Annotated in this window: 17 protein-coding genes; all 17 read left to right on the top strand. The window is 45.1% G+C overall.

The genetic code is table 11. The annotated features are described in order from the left end of the window. Positions 1–142: 142 nt before the first annotated feature. On the top strand, positions 143–514 hold the full coding sequence (locus ACOV1R_RS09940) for a cell surface protein (RefSeq protein ID WP_003642325.1): 372 nt from the start codon (positions 143–145) through the stop codon (positions 512–514). Then, positions 511–1119, top strand: coding sequence for a WxL domain-containing protein (locus tag ACOV1R_RS09935; RefSeq protein ID WP_003642324.1), 609 nt, complete (start codon positions 511–513; stop codon positions 1117–1119). Before ACOV1R_RS09940 ends, ACOV1R_RS09935 begins: the two co-directional genes overlap by 4 nt. A gap of 72 nt (positions 1120–1191) precedes the next feature. Continuing rightward, positions 1192–2205, top strand: a complete 1014-nt coding sequence (locus ACOV1R_RS09930) for a DUF916 and DUF3324 domain-containing protein (protein WP_027822477.1) — start codon at positions 1192–1194, stop codon at positions 2203–2205. 210 nt (positions 2206–2415) lie between these two features. Beyond that, positions 2416–3048, top strand: a complete 633-nt coding sequence (locus ACOV1R_RS09925) for a GyrI-like domain-containing protein (RefSeq protein WP_054519115.1) — start codon at positions 2416–2418, stop codon at positions 3046–3048. A 95-nt stretch (positions 3049–3143) separates the two neighbouring features. Then, on the top strand, positions 3144–3539 hold the full coding sequence (locus ACOV1R_RS09920; protein ID WP_013355922.1) for an iron-sulfur cluster biosynthesis family protein: 396 nt from the start codon (positions 3144–3146) through the stop codon (positions 3537–3539). 24 nt (positions 3540–3563) lie between these two features. Beyond that, the gene (locus ACOV1R_RS09915) at positions 3564–4532 is read left to right on the top strand and encodes a quinone oxidoreductase family protein (protein WP_021357520.1); all 969 of its coding nucleotides are present in this window, start codon (positions 3564–3566) and stop codon (positions 4530–4532) included. A gap of 724 nt (positions 4533–5256) precedes the next feature. After that, positions 5257–5961 carry a WxL domain-containing protein gene (locus tag ACOV1R_RS09910; RefSeq protein ID WP_021357338.1) on the top strand — a complete coding sequence of 235 codons (705 nt, stop codon included), beginning with the start codon at positions 5257–5259 and terminating at the stop codon, positions 5959–5961. Between the two features lie 56 nt (positions 5962–6017). After that, a complete protein-coding gene (locus ACOV1R_RS09905) occupies positions 6018–7082 on the top strand; it encodes a DUF916 and DUF3324 domain-containing protein (RefSeq protein ID WP_011102026.1) in 1065 nt (354 codons plus the stop codon). Positions 7083–7109: 27 nt separating this feature from the next. After that, positions 7110–7535, top strand: coding sequence for a cell surface protein (locus ACOV1R_RS09900; protein ID WP_011102025.1), 426 nt, complete (start codon positions 7110–7112; stop codon positions 7533–7535). After that, positions 7528–9015, top strand: coding sequence for a WxL domain-containing protein (locus tag ACOV1R_RS09895; protein ID WP_003642316.1), 1488 nt, complete (start codon positions 7528–7530; stop codon positions 9013–9015). The genes ACOV1R_RS09900 and ACOV1R_RS09895 overlap by 8 nt, the downstream gene beginning before the upstream one ends. A gap of 209 nt (positions 9016–9224) precedes the next feature. Then, the gene (locus ACOV1R_RS09890; RefSeq protein ID WP_373926903.1) at positions 9225–10553 is read left to right on the top strand and encodes a sensor histidine kinase; all 1329 of its coding nucleotides are present in this window, start codon (positions 9225–9227) and stop codon (positions 10551–10553) included. 3 nt (positions 10554–10556) lie between these two features. Further along, complete coding sequence (locus ACOV1R_RS09885) at positions 10557–10841, top strand: TfoX/Sxy family protein (protein ID WP_003642314.1); 285 nt, start codon at positions 10557–10559, stop codon at positions 10839–10841. 330 nt (positions 10842–11171) lie between these two features. Beyond that, positions 11172–11933 carry a helix-turn-helix domain-containing protein gene (locus tag ACOV1R_RS09880; RefSeq protein WP_003642312.1) on the top strand — a complete coding sequence of 254 codons (762 nt, stop codon included), beginning with the start codon at positions 11172–11174 and terminating at the stop codon, positions 11931–11933. Between the two features lie 133 nt (positions 11934–12066). Beyond that, the gene (locus ACOV1R_RS09875; RefSeq protein WP_128484959.1) at positions 12067–16209 is read left to right on the top strand and encodes a mucin-binding protein; all 4143 of its coding nucleotides are present in this window, start codon (positions 12067–12069) and stop codon (positions 16207–16209) included. Positions 16210–16615: 406 nt separating this feature from the next. After that, complete coding sequence (locus ACOV1R_RS09870; protein WP_003642310.1) at positions 16616–16990, top strand: cupredoxin domain-containing protein; 375 nt, start codon at positions 16616–16618, stop codon at positions 16988–16990. 15 nt (positions 16991–17005) lie between these two features. After that, entirely contained in the window at positions 17006–17275 is a 270-nt protein-coding gene (locus ACOV1R_RS09865) for a cupredoxin domain-containing protein (RefSeq protein ID WP_015380916.1), read from the top strand. Further along, entirely contained in the window at positions 17275–19200 is a 1926-nt protein-coding gene (locus tag ACOV1R_RS09860) for a copper-translocating P-type ATPase (protein ID WP_015380915.1), read from the top strand. The genes ACOV1R_RS09865 and ACOV1R_RS09860 overlap by 1 nt, the downstream gene beginning before the upstream one ends. Positions 19201–19416: the final 216 nt, after the last annotated feature.

Genomic DNA, 19416 nt, shown 5'->3' with positions numbered 1-19416 from the left:
TAAGACTGCTTGATTGTTGTTAGCGAGTTAGTTATGTATATTTACAATGTACCATAATAACTATTCCAGCTTAATGATTGGTTTCGGCCAGGGTTGGCTTTAGTTATACCGCAAATAATGATACAGAGGAGGAGTGGTGTTGATGAAGCGTTTGGGGTTCATCACAATTGCCATCAGTACCCTACTTTGTTGGGGGTGGTTGTCAGCACCGATTATTGGTGTGGCTAGTACGGCTGAGAGCCCAGCAACGATTCGCTTCGACGGCCAGGCTGAGTCATCGAACTCAGACACTGGCGCTAATCAGTTACAGGTGACTGAAGCGTCAAAGTCGAGTCATTCGATTGTGCATCAGCCGAATGCTAGTCAAGCTGTTCATCATCAGAACCCGGGGTGGTTACCACAAACGAGTGAACAATGGTGGCTGAGTGCTTTCATTGGTGGTATTGGGTTATTGGTCGTTTTAATTGGTTGGCAATTGGTTAACTATCTAAAAAAAAGGAGTTCATTATCATGAAAAAAACATTATTAGGACTTTTATTCTCAGCAGCATTGATTGCAACATCAGGTTTGACCGCGAGTGCGGCCGATACGCCACAAACGTCTAATGGGACAGTTGGTTTCACTGGGGGCGACATCACTATTGATAATGGTGATACGGACTTAGCTGGTGCTAGTCTTGACTTTGGTACCAACCAAATCACCGCAGCTACCAAAGACGATAACTATGACAACACGAATAAGTCAGCGGCGGTATCCGTTGTGGACTTACGGGGAACGGCTGCTGGTTGGGATTTACGTGTGAAGCAAAATGACGTTTTTAAAAACGACAAAGCGGTTGCTAATAAAGAATTGACGGGTGCGATTCTAACATTGAATGGTGTTTTGGATTCAAATGCATCGACGACTGGTGCGGACGCAACGGCCAATACCGGTGTTGCGCTAGATACACTCAATAGTGACAAGGTTTTGATGACCGCCGCTGTGGGTAAGGGGAATGGTAAGAACGTGGCTGATATTGCTAAGTCACAACTAATGGTTCCCAAGACTACGGCACGAGCTACGGGAAGTTATAGTACAACGTTAACTTGGAGCTTGAATACTGCACCAGCGAATAGCTAATAAGTATTGATCGGAAAAATAATGGCTAGTAGGGGTTAATGTCATTTTTCCGAATCATGATTAGGGGGAGAAATGATGTTAACAAAGAGATGGTGGCAGTTAGGAATTGGTTTGCTAGTCGGATTAGTTAGTCTAAGCTGGGGACGAACGGGTTCGGCTAACACAGTCGGTTTTGAGGTCGCACCGGTGGCTTCCAAATATCAAATCGATAAGGCTGTTTCATACTATGATCTGAAACTAAAGCCTAGCCAAACAACCACTTTGGCAGTGAAAGTGACGAACACAAGTACTCAGGAAATCACCGTGCATACGGCAATTGTACCGGCGACAACTAATCCCAATGGGGTGGTTGAGTATCAGGCAACGGCTGATGGCAAGAACATTGATTTGCCAGCTGATGCTAGTCAACTGATTACGACGGCGGCGAATAAGATTACCCTTGCTAAGGGAACCAGTAAGATCGTGACTTTTAAGGTGAAAATGCCGGCTCAGAAGTATGATGGTGTTGTCGTTGGTGGACTGAGTTTCTTAAAAAAGGCCGCCAAACAACAGAGTAAGAGCGCAATGGCGATTAAGAATCAATACGCTTACTCAGTGGCGGTCGTATTGCATGGTGACCACGCGCTCACCAAGAACAAGTTGACATTGGGTAAGATTGATGCGACGCAAAATAACGGGTATAACCAAATTAGTTTACCCCTACAAAATCGAACGGCCGCTTTCTTGAATCAAGTCAAAACTGATGTCCAAATCTATCGTCGTGGTAGTAACAAAGTGCGCTACAAGCAGGTCAATGAACATGGTCAGATGGCACCTAATTCAGTTTATGCCTTACCGTTACGGGTTGGCCGGGATGCGTTGAAACCCGGCCAATATACCGCTAAGTTGGCCGTGAAGTCCAAAAAGCAACATTGGACGTTCACCAAAGATTTTGAAATCACGCGTGATCGTGCGAACCAACTCAACAAAACCGCCGTGATTGAACATCATACTAACTGGGGGTTGTGGATCAGCCTCGGTCTGCTAGTCATCTTGTTGTTACTGATTGCTTGGTACATTCATCGCAAGCAGCTAAAGATCAAGTGATTAGAAGAACGGCTTAAAGATAAATCATAAATTCATAGCCATTAGTACTGTTATAAACGGACTCGGTCAGGTTGGCCGAGTCTTTTTTGTGGGTTCGGTGGCAATGAATACAAATTTACCTTTGCTAACTTACTCATTATCTTTTTGCAGGCAATGCGCAGCGGCTTGTTTCTAAGTATAATGAAAGTGTAGTTAACTTAAAGGATGTGAATGAAGATGAAGTATGAATGGCGTAAACAAGAAAAAACAACCTATGCTACTAAGAAGCAACCCCAACTGTTGACGATTCCAGCCCAAACTTTTATGAGTATCCATGGAACGGGGAATCCCAATGGCCCAGAGTTTCAGACGCACCTGCAAACGTTATATCCAGCTGCTTATGGGCTCAAGCAAGCGTATAAGCAGTATGCGCAAACACAGGCGTGTGAATTTGATGATTACGTTGTTTTTCCGCTTGAAGGGGTCTGGTCATTGACGATTAAGGGACAGCAACTTGACCATCTTGACAAAGATGAGTTCAGTTATGACATTATGATTCGGGTCCCAGACTTTGTTCCCAATGAACTGATTGCACCGGCTTTGGCAGCGGTTAAAGCTAAGAAACAACTGCCAACTGAACAAATTAACGTGCAGCAGTTCGACGCAATGCAAGTGGCACAGATTCTGCACCTGGGTGCTTATGACGATGAACCCGCGAGTTTTGCCAAGATAGATGAACTGGTCGCCAATCAGGGGATGCATCGTACTAGCAAGATTCATCGAGAAATTTATTTATCCGATGCACGGCGGGTGGCACCTGATAAACTGAAAACCATTCTCCGATATCGAGTGGCGTCGAATTAATGCGAAAACTTTTGACTGGCATTGGGCGTGAAGCACGAATATAATTTAATTATATTTTAACTCATATAAAATTATAATTAAGGGGTGCTGATAGTATGACGCAAATAGAGATTAGTGATCGGCTGAAAGCTTTATTGGTTGCGAAGGGCTTTGATAAGAAGCAATTGGTTTTGGTGACGGATGATGGTGGTGGCAAGTACTCTTTGCACGGGGGTGCTTGCAGTATTGGAACTAAATTTACGATAATCGTACTTGACCAGCCGGACCCCGAATACAACGTAACGGTGGTGAATGATCAAGGCCTCGCGCTTTGGACCTCCACATACGATCTCATTTTCTTTAACGATGGTATTAAGATGGATTACGATCAGGGGCGGATCGCTATTAAGGACAATGCTCATATGCTGGACAATGCCGTTCAAATCGCTAAAGGAGCGGAAGTTTTAGCTGCTTTTGAACAGGGCGTCCCAGCCGATAACCTAACTTGTTAATTGCGATATGAAGAAGGCATAATAATGAAGTCAGTTATTTTTGACGATTTTGGTAGTCCCGATGTATTGCGCATTGCTGACGTGCAACGGCCGGTGGCGACAACTGCGACCGTCTTAGTGAAGGTCATGGCGGTGGCCGTTAATCATGTTGATACGTTTGTTCGGAGTGGGGCGTTTAAGACGGCCCTGGCAGCACCACACGTGGCGGGACGTGATTTAGTCGGTGAGGTCGTAGCCAGTTCGCAACCGAACTTTCAAATCGGTGACCAAGTCTGGACGAACTCAATGGGCTATGAAGGCCGAATGGGCGCAACAGCCGAGTATGTGGCGGTGCCAACTGATCGCTTGTATCACGTTCCTGATGGCGTGGCGCCCATGCCACTCGTCGCGGCGGTCCATTCAGCTGCAACAGCCGCCATCGTACTTAACGACGTCATGGAAATTCGTCGCGGCCAGACACTCCTAATTGAAGGTGCCGCGGGCAACGTTGGCCGCAAGCTGATTCAACTTGCGCATCAAATGGGCGTGACGGCTGTGATAACCGCATCACCACGAGATTTTGCACGGTGTCAGCAGCTAGGCAGTACCGCCTGTTATGATTATCACGCGGGGTTTGCGGACCAGTTAACGACGGATCAGTGGACTTTTGACCATGTGATTGATACCTCGGGACGCGTACCACTGGCGATTAATTTAGCGTTATTACGATTAGGTGGTCAGGTGACATTGATTACGGCACCGCAGGATAACCAATTTGAGTTCCCTGTTCGCCAGTTTTACATGTCTCAACAACGAATCACTGGTTTTGTGATTAGCCATGCAACGGTTGACCAGTTAGCACAAGCGGCCAGTCGTTTAAACCGAGCTTTTAGCGCCGGACTGCTATTGGATGATCAGGTCAGCCAGCGATATTTTAAGGATGCCGCTCAGTGTCACGCTCAATTGGAAGCAGGCACGGATCATCACCAGCGCTTTGTGTTATTACCGAGTTGATTCAGCATAACGATTGAAAGCCTGATTAATTAATCAGTAATACTATGTCAACAATAGTATTGTAATTTTGGTGATTTAAAGTGATTACTTGGCAGGAGGACTGGACAGTCGGCTCCCGCGCGTCTAAAGTTGCGACCAATATTATCTGTGAAAGGACCGGCGTGCTAACAATCCGAAAGGTGATCGATACGGCGATCTTTACTAATGTTAATGGCATTCCTCCGTGGTAATACGCAGACTTGAAAAGAATATCGATGACGAAAGTCCAACACTTGTCAGCAAGGGTTGGACTTTTTGTGGTGCAGCACCAGAAGCAATGGCAGAAAAATAATTAATTTACTACCTATACTAGATTGTTGATATGAATTTATTTATTCGGATAGCCATCGATTGTTGGTGAACGGCTTTAAAGGAAGTTCGCCTAATTATCTCAAGCAACCCACGCTTGATAACGGTTACACGAACAATCCGGGTTTGTAAATATAGTTAACGTTATACATTATTAGCGCTGTTACTGACCAACCAATATAATGAAAATGTGGTCAAAGGAGTCGGCATTTAAATTAATTAATCAATCGTACAAGGTTATTGGGGGAGGTCACAAGTGATTTAGTGCCAGTAATTTATGAATTGTTATGAGAGCAATCATTGTTGATAATGACCACCGTTCTTAGTTGATGAAAGCTAAACAAGCGCTGGTAAATGAAAAAGGGGGATTTATACCATGAAGCCAATGTTAGGACACTTATTAATGGCAGGAACTTTATTATTAGCGGGTAGTACACCGATTGTTGCCAATGCTGCAGAAAATCGTAGTGGGAATACAGATATCAAAGCGGAATTTACGAAGAGTACGTCCACGGTGACGCCAGTTGATCCATCAAATCCTGATGTGCCAAGTACTGATGGCGATGGTGACAACGGGGCGGCAGCAGGTGGCGACCTGTCGCTGATTTTTGTGTCTAAATCGTTAGGATACGGGACGCATGAGCTGGACGTTTTAAATGATCAACAATATAAGGTTGACCCAACTAGTCCATATACTTTGCTATGGCAGGATAAGATGGTTGTAGAAGTTTCTGATGTTCGGGGAACCAATGCCGGCTGGAAATTAACGGTTACCGGCTCCAATTTAACAGGAACGGATGGTACGGCTGCAAAGGGCGCAACGCTCAGTTTACCAAAAGGTGACGTGGTCAACAGCGGCTCGGAGGCCAATGGTGCGGTTGCTACGGCTTCCGAAGTTGCTTTAAATGGTACGGTGGGATCAAGTGCCGTCTTAAATGCCGATAAGGGCGGTGGTTCTGGGGTAACTGTTAGTCGCTTAGATCCAAAGGCGTTGACACTGAATATTAAGGCTAATACGGTTAAGGCGCAGGCCTATAGCGCTAACCTGAATTGGACATTGAGTGATTTACCAACAAATTAAGCGTCATCGGGGCGAACGGCGCCCCAAGTACATATGTGAGTAATGGGGGCGAGAAGATGCAATTATTGAAGCGAATCATGGTTATTGTGGGGACGTTAATTTTAGGCCTGCAAGTTAGCAGCGTTAGTGGATTGGCAGCCAGTAACGCAAGTAGCAGTAGCAGTAAAACCACGCAAAGCAATGACATCGGGTTTAGCGTGGCCGCGAAGATTCCGAATAATCAGATTGATCAACATAATTCCTATTTTGATTTAAAAATGACGCGTGGCCGACAGCAACAGATTCAGACGACGATTTATAACGTCACCAACGCTGACATCAAGGTTCAAACGGCGATTCATACGGCTTATACGAACGGCAATGGCATTATCGAGTACGTGACACCAACTAAAAGTTATGATCCTTCTTTGAAGTATCGAATGGACCAAATCACCAAAATACAGGGACCAACGACCATCACGATACCCGCAAACGGGTCGAAAGTGGTAACGGCGACGGTTACGATGCCTAAGCAAGCGGTGAACGGTGTGATTTTAGGCGGCTGGTATTTTAAACGGGTCGCCAATAAAGTCACCGGAAGTGTTAAGGGTTCCATGAATATTGCCAATCAGTATTCGTATGTGATTGGACTGAAATATACTGCTGGTATAGTGCCACAACCACAATTGAAGCTCGATACGATTACGGCGGGCATGCAGAATTATCGGCGAGGGGTGTTTCCACAATTACGCAACGTTACTGCGGTGATCGTCCCCAAACTAACGATTACGGCTAGGTTAACGAGTAAGAATAGTGGCAAGGTCATCAAGAACTTTACACAGAAGAATGTGCAATTAGCACCTAACTCAGTTTATAAAGTACCAATTTTGACAGGGACCAATCGTTTGCAGGCTGGTTCGTATCATGTCCGGCTAGTTGCTAAAAATACCGATCATCGATGGGTGTTTGATAAAGATTTTGTCATCAGTACGGCCGCGGCAGATAAGTATAATCAGGCTTCCGTTGATGATTCGGGAATGAGCGTTGGCTGGTTTATTCTATTCGGAGCGTTAGGCATGTTAATTATTGGATTAATCGGTCTATTAATCTTTTTCTGGATCAAAAAGCGGCGGCGTGCTTAGTTCGGTCAGTGAAATGGGGGAAGGACCATGCCGAATAAATGGTGGCGATTAATATTAGGGGTAATGCTCGTGCTGAGCTGGGCAATACCAGTGCGGGCGGCAACACACGGTCGCACTGAGATCAGTGTGGGGTTTTATGAGACTAAGTATAGTGCTGACCGGATTATTCCCGCCCGTGTGATTCCTGATGGTGGTCACCCGTACGTTATTAGACCAGCTGACCCGGGTACCCAGGGTCAGAGAAATCAGTCAGAGCGCAAGCCAATCCGCCGACAACTAATTATCGATGGCTGGTTGCGTGGGCAATCACGCAATGGTCAACAATTGCCCCAAACGAGTGAGCGGCTTGTCATTGGCAGTATCCTTGGTGGGATGGGGTTGTTAGCTAGTGTTTTAGCAGGCGCGTTGTACCGAATATTAAAACGGCAAGATGGGGGTGAACGGAATGCGTAACAGACGAGTAAAATGGTTACTAATTCTTGTATTCGGTATACTCGGCTTGCTGAATTTGCTGCCCTTAGAGGGTAACGCTGCGACTTTGACGAGCAAGATGACGGACGTGAAAGCTAATGCTGCTTTTCAGGCCGTACCGGGTGGTAATTCGGTTGGTAGTAATGTTGATAACGGTTTGCAAGCGTATCCAGCATTAGGCAATGTGTCCGCTAACTATGCGGATAATGGTCGAATTACGAGGCAGACGACCCAAATTACAATGACGATGACGGGTTCGATTACCTTAAAATCTAGTAACTCGATGTCAAAAGCTTATTTTGATATTATGGCTGGTCCGGCAAGTGGGAGCTACACCGGGGCGACATTAGTTACGGCTACACCTACTAGTCTTGGCAGTGGCAATTCGATTATGATTAGTTCTTCAAAACAGACGCAGACGTTATCGGTCAATTTTCAAAATATTAAAAGTGAGTTGCCAATCTATATTGGCTTCCGAATCACAGTGAATGGTGAGGAAGGTACCTATCAGCTGGGGCGTTTCAACGCGCAGACATTATCTCCTAAAATTACGGGGACACTTTATTCGACTGATACGACGATCAAAGGAACCGGGACACCCGGCAATACGATCAGTAGTAATGTTAATGGTGTGACGACGACGGTCGGAAGCGATGGAACGTACACGCTGAATCTTGGGACTGCACTCGGTACTTTAAGTAACGTCACCGTCACTGAGGTCGATGAGATTACCGGTGATAAGGGGACGGCGACCGCAGCGGTGACCCTCAAAAAACTAAATATTACTAGTTCAAAGACGGCAGTCGATCTATATCCTGGTGACTTAGATTCACTGACAAGTGATAGCGCGGTCGTCGCCTGGTTAGTTAAGCAAGCTGGCATCGTTGCGACAAATCCGGATAGTGCGACTGACACAATTACTTACGCGGCCGACGAGACTAGTTTAGCGAGCAAGTTGAGTAGTTTAGCCGTTGGTAGCAGCACCACGATCAATATTTATGGGAAAGGCAGTTCTGGGCTGAAGTCGGATGCTAAGGCAATTACTGTGACGATGCGGGATGGAACGTTGAGTCTGGGCACATTACCAGCAAGTTTGACGTTTGGCACCCTGACGATTCCGTTTAAAGAAACACTATATCAGCCGACAAATGCTTGGAACATCACTGTTAATGACACACGGAAGACCGGTTCACAGTGGTACTTACGGGCGACAGCAACTGCCATGAAATCCAGTACGCGGACCATGAGTGGCAACCTGATTTATCTGAACGCGGGGAACAAACAGGTGCTGACGAATACTTCGGTAACAGTCAGTTCTGGCAAGAAAATCGCGGGTACGACGAGCACTAATGCTGCAAGTGGTTGGTCGAGCAGTCAGGGTATTTTATTGGATGTCCAGCCTAGTGTGCAAATTGACAGTTACAGTGGGACGATTAATTGGACCTTACAGGATACACCTTAAAAATTAATATAAGTGGTTAAAAGATATTGCAAAAGTATGTCGATTTGCAATGTCTTTTTTTATGAATAATTAATAATAAGATTGTAAGGGCTTTATTATAGTTTAATGCAAATTTATGTTTACAATATAGAGTAAAGGGTTTAATGAAGCCGTATTTCTGATATAGTAAAGTGAACTAACAAATGTATTAATATGATGAGGTGGTTGGCGTGTCAGCAGTACTTTTAGCGCTGTCGTTGATTTCTGGCGGTTATGAAATGTTGTTTTTAATGATTGGTTTTAGAGAATATGTCACTTGGCGGATTGCCATCATTTGGCTAAGTCTGGTTATTATTACGATGAGCCTGGGGGAAGTGGCTTCAAACTTATGGCCCCAAGTCCCTCTGGCTTATTTTTGGATCATCCCGATTGTTTGTGTGACCACCTTTATGAGTTCTCGGTTGTTGTACACCCAGTGGATTTTAATGTTACCGGTGGCAATCTTTTTGAATGCGCTTAAGCGATTAGTAGGGGCGATCATGGGTGTCATTGCCAAGGCTGTAGCCCAATCTGCATCGCCAATGTTATTACGGCAAGCGATAGGTCTACATTCGACAGCGGATATTAATCTCTTTTTAGCGTCGATTATGATGCTGCCGGTCATTATTATTTTAGGGATGTTAGCGCATCGCTGGTTAGTACAAGTGTCGGCCGCCGATTTCTTGCAACGGGCGCGTGTTAATATTAGCGATTACTTATTAGTTATTTTGTTTTTTGCTATTTATATTATTGCGTATGTTTTTGCGATGGAATGGTCAGTCAATGCGCAAACGTATATGGCAATTGCGGCTATCGTGACGTTTGGCATTATCGGGTCGTATTTAATTAGTAATAAAAACAGTCACTTGAATGATGCGCAGCTATTGCTACAAGTCTCAAATTACAACGAATTATTAAGCCACCATAATCGTGATTTACATTTGTTTAAACATGATTATGAGAATATTCTTTTGAGCATGTCGGCATTTATTCAGAACAATGATATGGCCGGCTTAAAGCGTTATTTTACAACGGAAGTAATGCCTGCCAGAGTAACCCTTAATCGTCAGTCGGGACTGAGTGATTTGAGTCGCTTGGATATGCCGACGGTCAGTGGTCTAATTTATGCAAAATATGAGGCAGCCAACGGTCAGAACGTTCATTTAGTGGTGACAATCTTAGAGAAAGTCACGTTAGCGGATATTCCACAGATAAAAGTAGTGCGGATTTTGGGTAACTTGCTGGATAATGCGACGGATGCTGCTGCCCGAGCGAATCATCAAGTGGCGCTAACTGTTAAAAATCAGGATGCTCACACAACGGTATTTTCGATTACAAATCAAATTCCAACGCATGAAGCGGTAGATTTATCAGTTATCAAGAAAAGTCGATTTACAACTAAACCAGGACATTTGGGTTATGGATTGAGTAGTATTGAACAATTAACTACAGATCAATTAGTTGTTAATTATTGTATTGAAGAGGGCAACTTTATTGCAGAGCTCATTATCAAACATTAAACTATGATTATGAATCGAAAGGATCTGAATTTGGTGGCATTACTAACAACATTACCTAATATTGGGCCAACATTAGCCAAACAATTGCAAGCCGTTGCGATTACGACACCCGAACAGCTAAAGTCAACGGGTAGCAAAGTCGCTTTTACTGCCATAAAAAAGGCCAACCCCCACGCTTGTATTCAATTATTGTATTCGTTACAAGGCGCAATTGAGAATTGCGCTTACCCACAGTTATCACCGGCAACTCGCGAAGATTTAAAACAATTTTTTAGATCATTGCTATAACTCATGAATGGCAATGTGAGCGCTGGTCGGAGAATTTAACGATAAGCTTTTAGATAATTAAGACCATACTTTTTTCACTTTATGTGAATTGGTTAACATAAAAATGATTGCTTTAAAGCGGTTATCCCAGATTACGAGGGATAACCGCTTTTGTGTATTGATTGTTAAATAAAAAATATTTGTTAGAATCATTAGTGTACAGCGGGATTAGTTAGCATTGTAAATTGTCAGATGGCAAATGTAAATAGTATTACTGCTAGACATCTGTTAAAATGAGCATTATTTTTGGGTTAACAAATTTTGACCAATAACGTAAAGGAGTTACAGATTATGGGGACAGAACTACAATTTGTACAATATTTACATCAAATGCGTGATTATAATGATCAGCACCCAACCACCAAGGGGCTGATCTTATTAGGTTACTTAGAACGAGATTTTATTCGATTCTACCGGGCCGGAAAGATTGAAGAAGGCATTCAATTTGCTAAGAAGAATCTGACCCGTTCGCGCGATTTATTAAATAAATTATCGAGTGAGGAAAAACAGCTGCAACTCAGTGCGCTGGTTGATGTCTTAGCTTTTGAGGGAATCCAAAATCATGCTGAGATTTATGAATTTGTTAAGCTACGTAATGATTATCACCGTTGGTTAGTTAAATTACCCGTGACGACGGAACGTTACCAGCCACTAGTTGTGCAGATTATTCGTGATTTTGCCGCAATTGCCAAACCGAACGCATTAGCTTATAACGCACATTTAGAGTCAACGCTCGATGTGATGTACTATACCAATGCTCACCTGCATGATCAATTATCGGTGAAAAAGGTATTGGCCCACGTCAATGCGCGGTGCAATCCTGAGTCAGTGCGGCGGTCGTTTAGTCAAGAGATGCATATGTCGATTCGTGATTACATCAATGCCAAGAAAATTCAGGAAGCTGAGCATATGTTGTTGGCAACGGATTTAACCATTCGAGCCATTGCTGCTGAACTCTGTTTCTACGATGCCGCCGATTTTTCAAAACGATTCAAGAAGGAGACCGGTCAAACGCCCTTAGAATTTCGACAACTTAATACACGAACTGATTAGTACTTGTATTTTTAAAGATAACCTTTTTCGCGTAAATACAAACCCCCGTTTTACTCGCATAAAAGCAGGTATACTATGTCTCAAAATTCAAAATATGTCGATATTTGACTAAAATTAACAGAGGCAAATTACTATGCGATATACACGGGGCAAATGGCGCGTAACCAATCCCAAGGTTTGGTTGTTTTCTAGTGTTTTAATTTTAGGTTGGAGAATTGTGCCGACAGTGGCTCAAGCAAGTGAAGCTGAGACGGTTACCATGTCGAGTCATTCGGTGCAGTTAGAAACGGATAATCAAGACCAATTAACAGAAGTAGCACGGATTTCAAAAACTGCGGTAACTCGTGATAGCCACAGTGTGACCGCCCAGTCCAGCAAGTCAGCTGACAGGACTAGTTCGGAGCAACCTGCTACGACTGGCACTGTTGAGGCGGTCAGTCCAACGACTAGTGAAGCCCAACAGCGGTCAACACAGCAAGATAAAACAGCTGTTGATCAACAGGCAAGTGACTCAACAGCAGCTTCTGCGGGTGCCAGTACTAATCAGGCGTCAGCCGCAACAAGTTCTGATCAGGCGCCAGCAGCCAACTCAACTGGCACTCATCATGCGATTGATATGGCCAGTTCAGCTAGCGCACTAGGTGCTGACAGTGGGGCCCATTCTGAAAGTTTATCTGAGGCGCAACACTCAGGCGGTCAAGGTAAGACGATCGATTCAGATTTATCTGGGACTGTTCATTCACAGTCATCAGTGAGTACTGTGACGACAGCTACCCCTGTGAACTCAAATTCAAGCCTAGAAAGCGACAAGTTTACTTCCACACGGAGCCGAGCTGTAGCGGTAACTGATCAAATGAGTAGCAGGGTTGAAAAAAGGGCATTGAATAAAACAAATGTCACTAAGTCAATAAACATATCAGTTGCAACAAAGCAGCCGAGCAAGCAACGGACAGTCACCGCTTCGTCGTTTTTGACAATAGTAAAGAACTTAGCCGATAAGAACTATCTTGATCAGTATACCAAACAGCATGGGCAAGCGGCTTTGATTGCTTTGATCCAAGATTGGTTGTCCACGTATCGAATTATTGCACTTACGGGAATTACGATTGTGAATAGTTCGTTTGATGGTAGTGTGGCTACGATTAGTGGTGGTCTGCACGTTATCAATACGGGGGCGACAATTCGTTCTGGCCAGGATGATGAATGGGAGACCATCATAAACGGTGGTTTGTCAGTGACAAACAATACAATCACGTTTACAACTACCAATGGATTGGTGGACCGTCCCGTAGCTAATCAGGATATGGATTTTACAAAGCCTCGGCCAACGGGAAATGGTGCAATCAAAGGTTTACCAAGCGTTACGGTTGATTCTTCGTTAATCAATGCGCAAGAATTTAGTCAAGCTCAGATCAATATTAGTGACTTTTATGATCAACTAGTTACTGCAGGGACTATTTTATCGGCAACTAATGGTGGCACGTTGAGTAAGATGCTGATTGGTGAGTCTGGAACTGCTGATTTGGGCTCTTATCAAGGACACCATTATTATGCCGTGAATATTGATTTGAATGACTGGCACAGTGGTATTCGGACCACTGGTTTTAATAATGATGATGTGGTTATTTATAACGTCGTCACGGCAGCACCAGCGTTAACCATTGGTGGCGGTTTTTCTAGTAGTACACCGAATCTAGTCTGGAACTTCAATCATGCCATGCGTATTCAGAATACCACGATGATAACTGGTAAAATCGTGGCACCACATGCTGTCTTTACAACTAATCAAAATGTTGATTCAGCGGCCGTTTTACAATATGGATATGGCGATGGTGACAGTGCTATTCGAGAGACGATTACGAGCCAAAACGAGCATAATTATGGTTTTGGTCAAGTGGTTACTGATGACCCGTTGGATTACTTAATTGCAGTGATTAAGTCGGATGGTACGAGCATTGATACTTTAGCTGGTTTTCGCCATCTACTAGCAACCGGGCAACTGAAGATCACGATTACAGATGCGGCTGGGACACGTTTATCAGGGTTGAATGCAGTTGATACACATATTGCGGGCCAGCATCGCTATCTAATTACTTACCAATTTGGCGATCAGACTGCAACGACTTGGTTGAACGTCCAACCATCGCATGAGCCCATAATACCTATCAGCCGGATACCGGAATATTCAGCGATAACGCGGACGATCAATTACCAAGATGAGCGAACTGGGGCGGTGCTTGCTGGCCCAGTTATACAAAATGTACGGGTCGTGCGATTTGCCATTTTTAATGCTAAAACTCATGAATTGCTCGGCTATGATACAAACGGCGACGGAATTGTTGATACTAGTGATGGGACAATTGCATGGCTGTTAGTACCGCCAACGGATCAAGATTGGGTACAGGTTGTCTCACCAGACTTATCTGCGCAGGGTTATCAAGCTCCTGATATTCCGGTAGTTGCGGGGCAAACAGTGATCATTAATGGTGGTGATAGAACGATGAATACAAATGTAATTGTCAAGTATCAGCAACAAACGCATATTGCAACGACGCAGCGAACGGTTACCCGGACGATTAACTATATCGATGGTGGAACACTGCAACCCATCGCGTCACTACATGCTGTTGTTCAAACGGTTAAGTATCAATTATTAGCTGTGGTTGCTCATGACGGAACGATACTTGGCTACGATACCAACGGGGACGGACAGATTGAGACACAATTGGCAGATGAAGCATGGTTGATTGTTGGTTCAGGGCCGTGGTTTGGCGCGGTTAAGTCGCCAGATCTGAGCCATGAGGGCTACGCAGCGCCGGACCTAAAAGTAGTGCCGGAGCAGATGGTTGCTGGGGTCGATGATAAAGATGTTACGATCAATGTTTATTACCGACTAGCAACTCAGGCCGTTACGGTGTATCAAAATAAACGGCGCGTTATCAGCTATATTGATCGACAGACCCATCAATCGATTGCCACGACCGTCCAGCAATTGGTTATTTACCAACGAACAGCAATTATTGAAAAAAAGACTGGCAAATGTTTAGGCTATGATTTAAACGGTGATGGATTAGTTGATACGAGTCAAGCTGATTATGCGTGGATTTTAGTTGGCAGTGGTCAATTTGCCGCGGTAACGTCACCAACGCTAGTCGTCCAAGGCTATACTGATCCGGACATAAGGACTGTAGCGGCTCAAACGGTCGCGATTACTGATCCGGACCTGATGACGACAATCGTGACTTATGACCATCGTATTATTACGGTAACACCAGGCAATCCTGCTCGACCAGGACAGCCAGTTGATCCTGACAATCCGAATATCTTGTTTCCAGATGAGTGTGGCGACACCGATTTAACGCACACCGTTACTAGAATCATTCACTATGTTTATGAGGATGGCACGACAGCCGCAGCCTCGGTCCTACAAACCGTCCAATTTCAACGCAATGCGATGATTGATTTAGTGACGGGCGAAGTGACATACCAAGAATGGGTACCAGTCTCGGTAACGGAAATGGCGGGCGTTATTTCACCAATTGTAGCGGGTGCCACGACCACATTAACAGAAGTGGCAGCCCAGCAGGTGAGTGTCACAACTGCCGATCAGGTTGTAGTGGTTACTTACAAGAAATCGGCAATCAAACCGGAAGAACCGGGTCAACCTGAGCAACCAAGTCAACCGGAAGAACCGGGTCAACCTGAGCAACCAAGTCAACCAGAAGAGCCGGGGCACCCTGAGCAACCAAGTCAACCGGAAGAACCGGGTCAACCTGAGCAACCAAGTCAACCAGAAGAACCGGGGCACCCTGAGCAACCAAGTCAACCGGAAGAACCGGGGCACCCTGAGCAACCAAGTCAACCAGAAGAGCCGGGGCAACACGAGCAACCGAGTCAACCGGAAGAACCGGGTCAATCCGAAAAACCAGGAGAACTGCAAAAACCGAGTCAGCCAGCTGATTCTGAGCAACCAGATGGATTAAGTGATCAAGCCAATTTGAGTCGTAATCAGGCTGAACAATCACGGACGTCACAGCCATCACAAGCAGAGTCAGATCAAAGCGTTGTGCAGACGAATCAGCAGAAAACAGCTGCGTCCGTTTCAGGTATTGGTTGGGTTAGTGCACCGGCGGTATCAAAACGTACCACTAAGCATCATCGGATGACGACCCTTCCCCAGACGGACGAGCAGAATACGCAATTATCACTCTTGGGGATGATTGGATTAGCATTGAGTTCAATTTTAGGTTGGCTGAAGATTAAGTCCCGCGATTAACAGTTGTGATATGATACCCGTTGTGAGTTGCGGATCTTTAGGAACCGGGATTGACGGGGTTAACGTTCCTTTGAGGGACAGCTAGTTTTGAATGATTAATATAGGCAATCACTGACGTTTCTTATTAAACGGTAGTGATTGCCTTTTATGATACCGTCGTTGGTACTTTTGATGCGGTCAGTTGACCGGTCGAAATGGCGACTAATAACTGAGCAAAGGAACGTACGCGGCACTTTTTGTAGTGACACTAAATGTCAGACATATGATAGTAGCAACTGGGTGGGGCGTTTAAAAAATTAAGGGTTATGCCTAAAAATAACATTTATCGTTGACAATTGTAAACGAAGGGATTAATATACACATATAGATTACAAGTGTAAACGATAATGAGAAAGGGACGAATAAAATGATGATTAAAGTATTAGTCTTATTAATTGGTGGGTTAGCAATTGGGTTTATTCTGTGGTGGTTCTTCGGGAAGCATGCTACGACAACGGTCACCGCGAGTGCGGTTGATGATTTACAGCAGGTTGATGTGGAGGTTAAGGGTGGCTATTCGCCAGAACAAATCGTGTTGAAAAAAGGGGTTCCGGCGGTACTTAATTTTACGCGCAAAGATGCATCTGGTTGTCTGGATCACGTGGTGTTCAGTGATTTCGGTATCAATCAGGAATTGCCACAAAATCAAGTTGAAGCAATTACGATTGATACGAGTAAGTCTGGCGAATATCAATGGGCCTGTGGGATGGACATGTTTCATGGAAAATTAATCATTAAATAGTGGGAGGAAAATCAAATGAGCGCACGACAACAAATCAATATTACAGTAGACGGCCATTATGACCCAGCAGAAGTAACGTTACAACAAGGTGTACCGGCCCAATTAACGTTTACGCGCACGAGTACGCAGGGGTGCTTAGAGCAAGTACATTCAACCGACTTGCACTTTACGACTGAGTTACCCCTTGACCAACCGCAAACGGTGACGGTACCAACTGATCGAGCCGGTGAATTTCACTTTAGTTGTGGGATGGACATGGTGAGTGGCAAGGTGGTGATTGCGTGATGAGCACGACGAAACGGTTTTGGATTTCATTAATATTTTCCCTGCCACTACTGGCTAATATGATTTTGATGCCCTTTGGCTGGATGCTTCCGGGTGGTGATTGGACGCAGTTGATTCTGACGACCATCATTATGGCTGTTTCGGCTCGGCCGTTCTTGCAAAGTTCGTGGGCGTCCTTTACTAAGCACCATGCCAATATGGATACTTTGGTGGCGATTGGCACCGCGACGGCTTATTTTTACAGCTTATACGCAATGGCAACGGGGCAAGCAGTCTTCTTTGAAAGTGCCGCACTTGTGACCACTTTCGTTTTGCTCGGCCAAGTCTTTGAAGAACGAATGCGGCACAACGCGTCCAGCGCGGTCGCAAAGCTAGTGGGCTTACAAGCCAAGGAAGCGGAAGTGTTACGCAATCAAGAATTTGTAAAAGTACCGTTGGATCAAGTAGTGGTCGGCGACATTATTCGGGTCAAGCCAGGCGAAAAAATTCCCGTTGATGGTGTAATTACAACTGGCCGCTCAACGGTTGATGAGTCAATGGTGACGGGAGAAAGTATGCCGGTTCAAAAAACGGTGGCGGACGCTGTCATTGGTTCAACGATTAATAGTAATGGGACCTTTCAGTTCAAAGCTAGCAAGGTCGGTGACCAGACAATGCTGGCTCAAATCGTTGAGCTCGTTAAAAAAGCACAAAACAGTCACGCACCGATTCAAAAGCTGACCGATAAAGTTTCTGATATCTTTGTGCCGATTGTGCTAATTATTGCTATCGTTACCTTCTTGACCTGGTATGTTTTCTTGAATGCTAGTCTCGCGAATGCCTTGATTTTTGCGGTCGCTGTGGTCGTGATTGCCTGCCCGTGTGCGCTAGGTTTAGCTACGCCGACCGCACTAATGGTCGGTACCGGCCGTGGTGCCAAGATGGGGATCCTGATTAAAAATGGTGAGGTCTTGGAAGCTGTCAATGACGTTAAAACGGTGATCTTTGATAAGACGGGAACGATTACGGTTGGTCACCCACAAGTGACCGATGTTATCGGCGACGAAGCCCAAGTACTGCGCGTTGCCACTAGCTTAGAGGCGGCTTCGGAACATCCTTTAGCTGCGGCAATATTAAAACGCGGCACGGCCCGTGGTATTCAAGCACCAACCGCCACGAACTTCCAAGCCATCGAGGGTAAAGGTGTGACTGCTCAAGTTGAGGGCCAATTAGCGGTGGTCGGTAATCATAAATTATTAACTGATGAGCCGATTAGTGCTGAATTACAACGCCAAGCCACTGAGCTTCAGGACGCGGCGAAAACGGTCGTGTACGTGGGCTTAAATCACGAAATCATTGGATTGATTGCCATTCAAGACGTCGCCAAATCGACGTCTGAGGTAGCCATTGCGAGTTTGAAAGCACGTGGCTTGAAGACGGTCATGTTAACCGGCGATAACGAACGGGTCGCACAAGCTGTGGCGGATCAAGTCGGTATTGATGAAGTGATTGCTGATGTGCTGCCAGGTGATAAGGCTGATCACGTTCACGCGTTCCAGAAGGCTGGCAAGGTGGCCTTTGTCGGCGATGGTATTAATGACGCCCCCGCGTTGACGACGGCGGATGTTGGGATTGCCATGGGTTCCGGAACTGATATTGCAATCGATGCTGGTGGCATCGTGCTCGTTAAGAACGATCTGCGTGATGTTGACCGGGCGTTGGCATTGAGTAAGAAGACATTTAACCGTATCAAACTTAATCTGTTCTGGGCTTTCGTGTACAACGTGCTCGGGATTCCAGTCGCGGCGGGCCTCTTCTTTGCCATTGGGCTGACGCTTAGCCCCGAATTGGCCGGATTAGCAATGGCCTTTAGTTCATTGTCCGTAGTCACGAGTTCGGTATTGCTAAATAAAGCTAAGATCAGTTCGAACGCCCAACCTGCGTAGACGATGAGCAGATAGCGTCGGATGAAATCGGGCTTGTTAAACAAGCAGAAATGTGTGTTAATGGTACAAAATATGCGGGTGTCTAACGCCAGTTCACGTTGTTGAGCTGGCGTTAGACACCCGCTTTTTGAGTCGACAATTTAAGGAAGAAAACTGGCTATAAATTCCTCACAATCAGTAAAAAAAAGAGTATTAGATTTACACTAATTAAGTATC

Source organism: Lactiplantibacillus sp. YT640 (assembly GCF_049745435.1).
Lineage (GTDB): Bacteria > Bacillota > Bacilli > Lactobacillales > Lactobacillaceae > Lactiplantibacillus > Lactiplantibacillus plantarum.
The sequence above is the reverse complement of the archived record's forward strand: the minus strand, read 5'-3'. Positions and strand labels throughout refer to the sequence as shown.